Origin of the sequence: Bacillus sp. ISO11 (genome assembly GCF_003458115.1) — a bacterium.
GTDB classification, from domain to species: domain Bacteria; phylum Bacillota; class Bacilli; order Bacillales; family Bacillaceae_G; genus Bacillus_A; species Bacillus_A cereus.
The window spans coordinates 23576-34417 of the sequence record NZ_QXCO01000044.1; the positions used below are offsets into that span (position 1 = coordinate 23576).

Genomic DNA, 10842 nt, shown 5'->3' on the forward strand with positions numbered 1-10842 from the left:
ACATGTTATTCCATGAGACTTTTATACAATTCCTTATAAGCAAGAGCCGATTGCTCCCAGCTATAATCTTCAGTCATCGCTTGTTTTACAAGCTGCTCCCATACCGGTTTATCGTGATAGAATTCAATTGCACGATGAATCGTATGCAGCATGTCATGTGCATTAAAATTCGTGAAACTAAAACCATTTCCTTCTCCAGTTTCTTCATCATAAGAATGTACCGTATCGTTTAATCCACCTGTTTCTCTTACAATTGGAATCGTACCGTATGCTAATGCGATAAGTTGTCCAAGTCCACACGGTTCAAACAGCGATGGCATTAAGAATAAATCACTTCCTGCATACACTTGATGAGCTAATTCTTCATTAAATCCGATATAAACTTTTACCTTCTCCGGATACTCATATGCCATCCATTCAAAGAATTGCTCATATTCCGAATCACCTGATCCTAAAATAATACATTGTACATCTTCTTCCATTATTTCGCGGAATACAGTACGTACTAAATCAAGACCTTTTTGCTTCGTTAATCTCGTTACCATTGAAATAATTGGTGTATCCTCTTTTTCTGGCAAACCAAAATAACGCTGCAAGGCGCGTTTATTTTCACTCTTTTCATATAATGACTCTGCATCATACTGAGCCTTAATATACGAATCCGTTTCTGGATTATATACGCTCGTATCAATACCATTTACAATGCCGCTAAGCTTATCATTATATTTTCGCAGTAATCCATCTAACTTCTCACCGAAAAATTCATATTGAATTTCTTCTTTATATGTCGGGCTCACCGCTGTAATTTGATCCGAAGCGATAATACCGCCCTTCATAAAGTTCACATTCCCATAAAACTCTAACTGCTCACTGTGGAAATATTCATCACCAAGTTCTAACAAGTCGTACATTACTTCAGGAGGAAATACACCTTGGAACTGTAAGTTATGAATTGTATATACCGTTTTAATACGCTCATATAACGGGTTATCTTGATACTTTTCACGAAGTAAGAAATTAACCATAGCCGTATGCCAATCGTGGCTATGAAGAACATCCACTTCAAAATCAAGGTGCGGAATACACTCTAACACCGCTTTTGAGAAATAAGAAAAACGCTCTCCGTCATCATAATGACCATACAGAGAATCTCTCTTAAAATAATATTCATTATCTATTAAGTAATACGTAATTCCGTCTTGCTCACCTTTTAAAATTCCACAATATTGATTTCTCCACCCAAGAGGGACGTTAATTACTTTATGTAACGTACATCCATCTCTTAACTTTTGCGGAATGAGACTATAATTCGGAAGTATAATACGCACGTCCACTCCTAATTTTTTCAGCTCTTTTGGGAGCGCACCCGCTACATCAGCTAATCCTCCCGATTTCACAAACGGTACACATTCTGATACTGCAAATAAAATATTCACTTGTTGTCCCACTGCGCGAAAAGTTTTTATTACTCCTCTTGCAGCTTCCTCCCTTCGAGTTTTCATTTGAATTAAAACTTTAATCAGTGGAGGAAAAAGCCCCCACTGATTCTTTTAAGAATAACTATTAATCGTACTGTTTTGTACGCTTCCTTTTTCTACAACATACGGCCCATCGGCGTTTCCTTTTAATACGACACCGTCACCAATTTTCACATCTTTATCAATAATAACACCATCTATTATACAGTTATCTCCAATTTGGCTCTTTTGCATAATAATACTGTTACGAATAATTGAACCTTTTCCAATTTTAACTGAACGGGAAACAACACTGTTTTCGACTTCCCCTTCAATAATACTACCGTTTGCAATCATTGTATTTTTCACGACTGCACCCTTTAAATAACGAGTTGGTGGCTCATCTTTTACTTTCGTAAAGATCGGTGCTTCTTTCTTAAATAATTGCTTCCAAATAGCAGGTTGCAAAATTTCTAAGCTATGTTTATAGTAACTTTCAATCGAGTCAATAATTGCTACATATCCAGTATGTTCATATGTAGCAATGTGTAATGATTTCCCGCGCTTTTCTCTCACTACATCAAATAAACTGTATTGTTCCACATCTTTATATGACTCAAATAAGTCTAACAATAATTGTTTCTTTAACACATATGTTTGAAGTGAAACCCCTTCATGGCAAACTTCCGTAATATCAGCTGCCGTATGTATATGCCGCTCTAACACCGCTTGAAAATTTAATGCTGTTACGAGATGGCTATTCGTAATAACAACGTACTCTTCTCTGCTTCTTAGAAAATAATCAATATGTCTTCTAAAGTGTGCAAAAGACCCAAATTCATCTTGGTCACATTGGCAGTTTGGCGGGAATAAAAATAGTCCGTCTCTTTTTCTATCTAAATCCCACTGTTTTCCTGAACCAACATGGTCCATTAACGAACGATTTTTATGGCTTGTAAAAACTGCCACACTATGAATACTAGAATTCACCATATTTGAAAGCATGAAATCAATGAGTCGATAACGGCCCCCAAACGGTAACGCCGCTAGTGAACGATGCCCTGTTACTTTCTTTAAGGAAGGAAAACTTCCCGTTGCATTAATAATTCCTAACATTTTTTCTCCCATTCATTTCATCCCCCTTTTCTATTTCCCTTCAGCAATTAATACTACATCGTCAACATTCTTTTCTGGACGAATGATTGTTCCATCCTCGATAACCATTTCTGATCCAACAATCGCTCTTTCAATCACAACATTTTTACCAATCTTAGCCCCTGGCATAACGACAGAATCAATCACCATACTTCCTTCTTCCACCGTCACTCCTTGGAATAACACAGAATGCTTCACGTCCCCTTCAATGACGCACCCTTCGTTAATAAGCGATTCTTCTACTTTCGCCTTTTCAGCAATATATTGAGGCGGTTCGTTTGGATTGACAGAGTAAATACGCCAATTACGATCGTTTAAATTCAGTGATGTTTCATCGCGAAGCAAATCCATATTCGCTTCCCATAAGCTCTTCACCGTTCCAACATCTTTCCAATATCCTTCAAACGGATACGCCATTAGCTTCTTCCCTTCATCCAATAAAAGCGGAAGTACGTCTTTTCCAAAATCGTTACTAGATTCAGGGTTTCTTGCATCCATCTCTAAATACTCTTTCAAAATTGACCAATTAAAAATATAGATTCCCATTGATGCAAGATTACTTCTTGGAAATTGTGGTTTCTCTTCAAACTCAACAATCTCCATTTCTTCATTTGTATTCATAATGCCAAAGCGACTCGCTTCATCCCAAGGTACTTCAATAACAGAAATGGATACGTCCGATTCTTTCTGAATATGGTAATCTAGCATCTTACTGTAATCCATTTTATAAATATGGTCGCCTGATAAAATGAGAACATACTCCGGTTCATACTGACTTAAATAGTTTAAGTTTTGATAAATGGCACTTGCCGTACCTGTATACCACTTAACCCCTGAAGACTCCGCATAAGGAGGTAAGACTGTGACCCCACCGTTTACTCGGTCTAAATCCCACGCATTTCCGATTCCGATATAATTATGAAGTTCGAGTGGTTGATATTGCGTTAAAATCCCAACCGTTTCAATACCAGAATTCGCACAGTTACTTAGCGTAAAATCAATAATGCGATATTTACCACCAAATGGAACAGCTGGCTTGGCTAAATTCTTTGTTAATGCACTTAAACGACTACCTTTTCCCCCTGCTAGTAACATTGCTACGCACTTTTGTTTTTGAGCCATCTTGTTTTTTGCTCCCCTTTCTCGTCTTCACTGGTCGTAATATGGATACGCCAAATGGTGGAATTGTAATCTCTACATGTGCTGCTTGATTATGGTACGGTTCTAGAATCGTCTTAAGACGTTTCTTATTCACTTGTCCCGAACCGCCATATTGCTGTGCATCACTGTTTAAAATCTCGTTATAATACTCGAAATCTGGTACACCTACTTTATAGTTTTCATATGTAGCTTTCGTAAAATTACATACGATAACTAACGCATCTTCTTGTTTATCCCCTTGGCGGATAAACGAGAAAATACTTTGCTCGTTATTATTAGCATCAATCCACTGAAAACCTTCAGGCGAATGATCAAGCTGCCAAAGTGGTTTTGAGCGCTTATACAATGCTATGAGCTCTTTAAAGTAATCATGCATATAACGATGCATTTCAAAATCATGTAAATTCCAATCTAAATCTTCAAGGTCTTTCCACTCATCAAACTGCCCGAATTCTCCTCCCATGAAAAGTAATTTCTTTCCTGGGTGAGTAAAGAAATATCCATATAACAAACGAAGCTGAGCAAACTTATCCCAGTAATCACCTGGCATTTTATTTAATAACGACTTTTTCCCATGAACGACTTCATCATGAGAAAGGGGTAATATGAAGTTTTCAGAGTAAGCATATAGTAAAGAGAACGTCATTTTCTCATGAATATATTTTCTGTACTCTGGCGCACACTCCATATATTTCAGCACGTCATTCATCCAGCCCATATTCCATTTGTAATTGAATCCAAGCCCACCTTCATACGTTGGTGCTGTTACAAGTGGCCAAGCTGTTGAATCCTCTGCCGTCATAAGAAAATCTTCATCCTCTGCAAACACTGCTTCATTTAACTCCCGTAAAAATGACACAGCGTACTCATTACTTTGCTCTTGTCCTTCTTTATTCCAGTACAACATGTTCGCAACTGCATCTACTCTGAAACCATCAATATGGAAATATCTCATCCAAAATAACGCATTTGAAATTAAGAAATTACGTACCTCTCTCTTTCCTAAATCAAAATTGACAGTTCCCCATACTAGATTTTCTTGTACATCTTTATCTTTATATTCATAGGTCGGTGTGCCATCAAACAAATATAAACCGTGAGCATCTTTACAAAAATGCCCCGGTACCCAATCTAAAATGACACCGATTCCATATTTATGACATTCGTCGACAAAATACATTAAATCATGCGGTGTACCAAATCTACTCGTCGCTGCATAATATCCCGTTCCTTGATATCCCCAAGAACGATCATATGGATGCTCAACAAGCGGCATAATTTCAATATGTGTAAATTGATGTTCCACCACATACGGAATGAGTTCTTCTGCCATTTCCCTGTAAGAATATAGTGTTCCATCTTCTTTCTTTTTCCAAGAACCAAAATGTAATTCATAAACTGTCATCGCTTCTTTATAAATCGGTTTTTTCTTTTTCTTACGATTCCAGTTTTTATCATTCCATTCATATCCTTTTATATCAAAAACTACAGATGCCGTATTCGGTCTTACTTCTGCATATATAGCATACGGATCTGCCTTTAAAATGACGTCACCAGCCAACGTTTCAATCGCATATTTATATATTTCTCCTTCTTCAATATGCGGTATAAATAAGGACCAAATCCCTTCTTCTGTCACTTGTAGCATCTTATGTTGCTCATAATCCCACTCATTAAAATCTCCAACAACACTCATTGCTTTCGCATGAGGAGCCCAGACTGTAAATCGTACCCCTTGAATCTCATCTTCCGTCACAACATGTGCGCCAAAGATGTTATAACTTTCATAGTACTTTTCTGTATGAAACTCATCTCGTTTCACTTCTTCACAATTTATTACACTCAATATGCTCACCTCACTTAGATGACAGAATTTTTTATACTTTAACTATTTCTGCGAAAAACTGCAATATCCTTGTTAATTTATAAAAAACATTCGTTTTTTTCTTAAAAATGTTAGTTTTTCTTCACATTTCCGTGTAAAATATCGAATTTTGACGAATATTCATTGAAAACGCTTTATTATTCTTCTATATTTTTACCAATTATTTTTTCTCAACCTTTATTTTATTATGTTTATCCTATTTTTCATGCTATTTTCCACTCAAAATCAAAACAAAATAATCTGTCATAAAAAAATGTTTCTCAATATTTTTTGTCACAATGTTATTGAAATGCGAAATTTAATCCTGCTTTTGAAAAGCAACTTTCCGAAAAAGGAGTAACCGCAAAAGTAAATGAACCGAAATTAGAGGCAGGTTCTGTTACAGTTGGCGGCGCTATCGATGACAAAAACTTTGCTGGATTAGATGGTGATTTCCCGTTCATTGATGTAACTTTCAAAGTAGAAAATGATGAATTTTATGAAGCAAACGCTCAATTAGAGTCACCAATTTTTGTTTACTGGAAACAAGGTGAATCAGAACCAAATAGAATGCGTGTACTTCAAGATCAAACATTCTCAGTTATGTCCTTAAACTCACTAGTAGAAGGAAATATTAAACCTGGTGCGTTCTTAAATGAACGCGAATATTTAGATGAAAAGTTCGATTATACAAAGCTTGGCGTAAAAGTATATGCGACTGATTCTTACCGTCATAGGTTTGAAGGCTCACTAGATAAATACGGATACTTCAAACTAAATGGACTTCCAGTTAATAAACGCGACTATAACTTATATGTAGAGGTGCCAGGACATTTAACAAGCCGCCTAACAACGAAACTTGGTACTGAAAAAGACGGTAAGCTGCTTGGCCAATATTATTATGCAAGACCTGACGAAAACCTTACCGGCGATGTAAATGCTGATAAAGTAATCGATATTAAAGATGCTGAAATTATCGCTAGCAACTATGGTAAAAAAGGAGTAACTGTAAAAGACGGAGACCTTAATAAAGATGGTATTGTCGACGAAAAAGATATTCGCTTCGTTGAAAGGAACTTCTTGAAAAAAGGTCCAGATGCATCTAAATCACAAACACCTGTAGAAAAATCCAAAAGCGGTACACTGGCAGATATTTTAAAGAAATTAGGATTAACACCTAAAAAATAATAAAATGAAACTTTAATCAGTGGGTTTTTACTGCCCGGCAAATAGCGGAATAATAAAGAGCACTCTACGTAAAATAGAGTGCTCTTTTCTATAAACGACCCTTATCCAGCAAAAGGGGTATATTGGGGATATACAAGGGAAACCGGAAAAGGAATTTATATTAAATTATATAAGTTCAGAGGTAAGAAGCAGTTTCCCACCTCTGAATTATTTAGCAATTATTATAGTACTGGTGCCATTGTTTCTTTTAATACTTTTACAGAATGAGCGAACTTCACTTTTTCCTCTTCATTTAGCTCAAGTTCTACGATTTCACGTACACCTTCGCGGTTAATTACAGCTGGAACACCTACGTAAGCATCTTTCTCGCCGTATTGACCTTCAAGGTATGCAGATACAGTTAATACGCTGTTCTCGTTGTTTAAGATTGCTTTAGTTACACGAAGTAGTGACATACCGATTCCGTAGTAAGTTGCACCTTTACGCTCGATGATATGGTAAGCTGCATCACGTACGTTTTCGAAGATTTTGTCTAAGTCTTCTTGTTTGTACTGTTCGTTGTTAGCTAAGATTGTTTCTAATTTTTGTACACCGATAGTAGCGTGGCTCCATACTGGAAGTTCAGTGTCACCGTGTTCACCAACGATGTAAGCATGAACGTTACGTGGATCTACATCTAAGTAGTCACCTAACATGTAACGGAAACGAGCAGAGTCTAAAGTAGTACCAGAACCGATTACGCGCTCTTTCGGTAAACCAGATTCTTTCCAAGTTACGTAAGTTAAAATATCAACTGGATTAGTTGCGATTAAGAAGATTCCATCGAATCCGCTATCCATAATGCCGCGAACGATTTGTTTAAAGATCTTTGTATTTTTCTCAACTAAGTCTAAACGAGTTTCACCTGGCTTTTGTGGTAACCCAGCAGTGATAACAACTAAATCTGCATCTTTACAATCTGCATAGCTACCGCTCCAAACTTTTGTTGGTGATGGAGAGAATGGTACCGCATGGCTTAAGTCCATTGCTTCCCCTTCTGCTTTTGCTTCATTAACATCTACTAATACGAATTCTTCAGCTACACCTTGGTTGATCATTGAGTAAGCGTAACTACAACCTACAGCTCCTGTTCCTACTAATACTACACGATTGATACCTTTTTTCATGGTAATTTCCCCTCTCTATTGTTCACATATATTTTTTTATGATTGTTTAAGTAATTAATTAAAATACTAATTTAATGTTGTTTAACTTCTTTACATTCATATTGTAGCACGTATTATTGTGAATTACTTCACAAATTATGACCTATTTGTGAACTTTTTCACATAGAGTGTAAAGTTATTGGAATAGGTGTGGAATCCATTTCAATGGAGGCGTTTTCTTTAGATTGTGAAAGGGTTTTTCTTGTGGTTTTCATCGGTAAGTGAAATTATATCGGCGATTTTTAGAATATATCGACCGTAACTCCAAATATATCAGCGATTATTAAAATTTATCGATCGTAACTCAAATTATATCAGCGATTTTTGCAATATATCGACTTACCGACAAAACTCGACAATAATGACAACATAAAAAAGCTGTCTCCAGTAGGTCACCCTATTGAGAGGCAGCTTCTTCTATATATTATTTATTTTCCACAGTAGCTCCCGGATGTATTTTCATCGGTTTCTCCAAGTGTAGGAGGCTACAGCCATACAGCTGGGGTAAAAGTTCAACTTGAGGTATCATTTTAGATAGATAGTTCCTTCATATTCATACAGGCCCAAATAAACAACATGATTGTATTTACGGCTCTATATACCCAACTGCAACAGCCCATACTTCATATTTCTTCTATTGCATAAAAAAGCAGACTATCCAAAGTTCACTTTTATACAACAAAAAAGAGATAGCAGATTATGCTATCTCTTTTAGTATGACCCGTACGGGATTCGAACCCGTGTTACCGCCGTGAAAGGGCGGTGTCTTAACCACTTGACCAACGGGCCAGTTCTGGCAGAGAAGAAGGGATTCGAACCCTCGCACCGCGTTCGCGATCTACTCCCTTAGCAGGGGAGCCCCTTGAGCCACTTGGGTACTTCTCTATAAATATGGCTCCGCAGGTAGGACTCGAACCTACGACCGATCGGTTAACAGCCGATAGCTCTACCACTGAGCTACTGCGGAACAATTATGGTGGGCCTAAATGGACTCGAACCATCGACCTCACGCTTATCAGGCGTGCGCTCTAACCAGCTGAGCTATAGGCCCATAATTGAAAAGCGGGTGAAGAGAATCGAACTCTCGACCAGAGCTTGGAAGGCTCTTGTTTTACCACTAAACTACACCCGCATTAAATTGTAAATGGTGAGCCATGAAGGACTCGAACCTTCGACCCTCTGATTAAAAGTCAGATGCTCTACCAACTGAGCTAATGGCTCATTTTGAAAGTGGTGCCGACTAGAGGACTTGAACCCCCAACCTACTGATTACAAGTCAGTTGCTCTACCAATTGAGCTAAGTCGGCTCGTGATTTCAAAATGGTGGCTCGGGACGGAATCGAACCGCCGACACGAGGATTTTCAGTCCTCTGCTCTACCGACTGAGCTACCGAGCCTTTATGTAAAAAATGGCGGTCCCGACCGGGGTCGAACCGGCGATCTCCTGCGTGACAGGCAGGCATGTTAACCACTACACCACGGGACCATTTGGTTGCGGGGACAGGATTTGAACCTGCGACCTTCGGGTTATGAGCCCGACGAGCTACCGTGCTGCTCCACCCCGCGATGATAAAATATTCACTTTAGAAAAAATGGAGGAGGTAGAGGGATTCGAACCCCCGCGCGACTCTCGCCGCCTGTCGGTTTTCAAGACCGATCCCTTCAGCCGAACTTGGGTATACCTCCGAGATATATACGTCTAATGGTGGACCTTGTAGGACTCGAACCTACGACCGGACGGTTATGAGCCGTCTGCTCTAACCAGCTGAGCTAAAGGTCCTTTATGGTAGCGGCGGAGGGGATCGAACCCCCGACCTCACGGGTATGAACCGTACGCTCTAGCCAGCTGAGCTACACCGCCATAAATGATATTAATATAAGTGGAGCCTAGCGGGATCGAACCGCTGACCTCCTGCGTGCAGGGCAGGCGCTCTCCCAGCTGAGCTAAGGCCCCATGTTTTTTGGAATATCGGGAAGACAGGATTTGAACCTGCGACCCCCTGGTCCCAAACCAGGTGCTCTACCAAGCTGAGCCACTTCCCGTTAATAAAAAGCGCGCCCGAGAGGAGTCGAACCCCTAACCTCTTGATCCGTAGTCAAACGCTCTATCCAATTGAGCTACGGGCGCATATGGTGCCGAGGGCGGGGGTCGAACCCGCACGGTGGTCACCCACCGCAGGATTTTAAGTCCTGTGCGTCTGCCTGTTCCGCCACCCCGGCATGTCATATTGAAAATTGGAGCGGAAGACGGGATTCGAACCCGCGACCCCAACCTTGGCAAGGTTGTATTCTACCACTGAACTACTTCCGCAAGACATGTATGAGTTATTTAATTAAAAGTGCGGGTGAAGGGAGTCGAACCCCCACGCCAAAGGCGCCAGATCCTAAGTCTGGTGCGTCTGCCAATTCCGCCACACCCGCATATTAATTTATTTAAGAAAAATGGGGCGACTGATGGGAATCGAACCCACGAATGCCGGAGCCACAATCCGGTGCGTTAACCACTTCGCCACAACCGCCATGATTTCTGGTGCCGACTAGAGGACTTGAACCCCCAACCTACTGATTACAAGTCAGTTGCTCTACCAATTGAGCTAAGTCGGCTAAATGGTGGAGGATGACGGGATCGAACCGCCGACCCCCTGCTTGTAAGGCAGGTGCTCTCCCAGCTGAGCTAATCCTCCATTTGCCTGGCAACGTCCTACTCTCACAGGGACAAGGTCCCAACTACCATCGGCGCTAGAGAGCTTAACTTCCGTGTTCGGTATGGGAACGGGTGTGACCTCTCTGCCATCATTACCAGACTGTATTC

General features: G+C 39.7%; 5 protein-coding genes, 22 tRNA genes, 1 rRNA gene and 2 pseudogenes. 2 read left to right on the top strand and 28 right to left on the bottom strand.

Annotated elements, in window-relative coordinates; translation table 11 throughout:
• Positions 1-5 precede the first annotated feature (5 nt).
• The 4 genes from glgA to glgB all read right to left on the bottom strand — a co-directional run bounded on the left by glgA (position 6) and on the right by glgB (position 5619).
• Positions 6-1436 carry a glycogen synthase GlgA gene (glgA, locus tag D1166_RS27990; RefSeq protein WP_023901191.1) on the bottom strand — a complete coding sequence of 477 codons (1431 nt, stop codon included), beginning with the start codon at positions 1434-1436 and terminating at the stop codon, positions 6-8.
• Between the two features lie 114 nt (positions 1437-1550).
• Positions 1551-2585 (bottom strand): glucose-1-phosphate adenylyltransferase subunit GlgD, encoded by a 1035-nt coding sequence (gene glgD / locus D1166_RS27995; RefSeq protein ID WP_000504164.1) that lies wholly within the window; start codon positions 2583-2585, stop codon positions 1551-1553.
• 18 nt (positions 2586-2603) lie between these two features.
• Positions 2604-3734 carry a glucose-1-phosphate adenylyltransferase gene (gene glgC / locus D1166_RS28000; protein WP_000057606.1) on the bottom strand — a complete coding sequence of 377 codons (1131 nt, stop codon included), beginning with the start codon at positions 3732-3734 and terminating at the stop codon, positions 2604-2606.
• Positions 3682-5619 carry a 1,4-alpha-glucan branching protein GlgB gene (gene glgB / locus D1166_RS28005; protein ID WP_000111398.1) on the bottom strand — a complete coding sequence of 646 codons (1938 nt, stop codon included), beginning with the start codon at positions 5617-5619 and terminating at the stop codon, positions 3682-3684. Before glgB ends, glgC begins: the two co-directional genes overlap by 53 nt.
• Before the next feature lie 327 nt (positions 5620-5946).
• Between glgB and D1166_RS28015 the strand changes: the two are divergent.
• Positions 5947-6825 (top strand): annotated as a pseudogene (locus D1166_RS28015) (dockerin type I domain-containing protein); the annotation flags it as partial.
• Between the two features lie 221 nt (positions 6826-7046).
• On the opposite strand, the gene D1166_RS28025 reads toward D1166_RS28015, so the two are convergent.
• Complete coding sequence (locus D1166_RS28025; protein ID WP_000715340.1) at positions 7047-7991, bottom strand: L-lactate dehydrogenase; 945 nt, start codon at positions 7989-7991, stop codon at positions 7047-7049.
• Between the two features lie 483 nt (positions 7992-8474).
• Between D1166_RS28025 and D1166_RS31990 the strand changes: the two are divergent.
• A pseudogene (locus tag D1166_RS31990) lies at positions 8475-8650 on the top strand (IS4 family transposase); the annotation flags it as partial.
• Between the two features lie 97 nt (positions 8651-8747).
• On the opposite strand, the gene D1166_RS28030 reads toward D1166_RS31990, so the two are convergent.
• From D1166_RS28030 to rrf, 23 genes are all read right to left on the bottom strand, one after another.
• A tRNA-Glu gene (locus tag D1166_RS28030) sits at positions 8748-8819 on the bottom strand.
• Positions 8820-8824: 5 nt separating this feature from the next.
• Positions 8825-8915, bottom strand: a tRNA-Ser gene (locus D1166_RS28035).
• 7 nt (positions 8916-8922) lie between these two features.
• A tRNA-Asn gene (locus D1166_RS28040) sits at positions 8923-8997 on the bottom strand.
• 7 nt (positions 8998-9004) lie between these two features.
• Positions 9005-9081, bottom strand: a tRNA-Ile gene (locus D1166_RS28045).
• A 10-nt stretch (positions 9082-9091) separates the two neighbouring features.
• A tRNA-Gly gene (locus D1166_RS28050) sits at positions 9092-9162 on the bottom strand.
• A 13-nt stretch (positions 9163-9175) separates the two neighbouring features.
• Positions 9176-9251: transfer RNA gene (locus tag D1166_RS28055), tRNA-Lys, on the bottom strand.
• A gap of 10 nt (positions 9252-9261) precedes the next feature.
• Positions 9262-9337, bottom strand: a tRNA-Thr gene (locus D1166_RS28060).
• A 14-nt stretch (positions 9338-9351) separates the two neighbouring features.
• Positions 9352-9427 (bottom strand) — tRNA-Phe (locus D1166_RS28065).
• Between the two features lie 13 nt (positions 9428-9440).
• Positions 9441-9516, bottom strand: a tRNA-Asp gene (locus D1166_RS28070).
• Positions 9517-9519: 3 nt separating this feature from the next.
• A tRNA-Met gene (locus D1166_RS28075) sits at positions 9520-9596 on the bottom strand.
• A gap of 27 nt (positions 9597-9623) precedes the next feature.
• A tRNA-Ser gene (locus tag D1166_RS28080) sits at positions 9624-9716 on the bottom strand.
• A 17-nt stretch (positions 9717-9733) separates the two neighbouring features.
• Positions 9734-9810: transfer RNA gene (locus D1166_RS28085), tRNA-Ile, on the bottom strand.
• A 4-nt stretch (positions 9811-9814) separates the two neighbouring features.
• A tRNA-Met gene (locus D1166_RS28090) sits at positions 9815-9891 on the bottom strand.
• Between the two features lie 20 nt (positions 9892-9911).
• Positions 9912-9984: transfer RNA gene (locus tag D1166_RS28095), tRNA-Ala, on the bottom strand.
• Positions 9985-9999: 15 nt separating this feature from the next.
• Positions 10000-10073 (bottom strand) — tRNA-Pro (locus D1166_RS28100).
• 11 nt (positions 10074-10084) lie between these two features.
• Positions 10085-10158, bottom strand: a tRNA-Arg gene (locus tag D1166_RS28105).
• Between the two features lie 3 nt (positions 10159-10161).
• A tRNA-Leu gene (locus D1166_RS28110) sits at positions 10162-10250 on the bottom strand.
• A 16-nt stretch (positions 10251-10266) separates the two neighbouring features.
• Positions 10267-10341: transfer RNA gene (locus tag D1166_RS28115), tRNA-Gly, on the bottom strand.
• Positions 10342-10370: 29 nt separating this feature from the next.
• Positions 10371-10451 (bottom strand) — tRNA-Leu (locus D1166_RS28120).
• Between the two features lie 22 nt (positions 10452-10473).
• Positions 10474-10549: transfer RNA gene (locus D1166_RS28125), tRNA-His, on the bottom strand.
• A gap of 9 nt (positions 10550-10558) precedes the next feature.
• Positions 10559-10634 (bottom strand) — tRNA-Thr (locus D1166_RS28130).
• A gap of 4 nt (positions 10635-10638) precedes the next feature.
• A tRNA-Val gene (locus D1166_RS28135) sits at positions 10639-10714 on the bottom strand.
• A gap of 4 nt (positions 10715-10718) precedes the next feature.
• Positions 10719-10834, bottom strand: a 5S ribosomal RNA gene (gene rrf / locus D1166_RS28140).
• Positions 10835-10842 lie beyond the last annotated feature (8 nt).

What these genes read in the sequence shown, in the direction of transcription:
- D1166_RS28025 (WP_000715340.1), bottom strand. Translation starts at nt 7,991, where the DNA reads ATGAAAAAAGGTATCAATCGTGTAGTATTAGTAGGAACAGGAGCTGTA.
- glgC (WP_000057606.1), bottom strand. Translation starts at nt 3,734, where the DNA reads ATGGCTCAAAAACAAAAGTGCGTAGCAATGTTACTAGCAGGGGGAAAA.
- glgD (WP_000504164.1), bottom strand. Translation starts at nt 2,585, where the DNA reads ATGGGAGAAAAAATGTTAGGAATTATTAATGCAACGGGAAGTTTTCCT.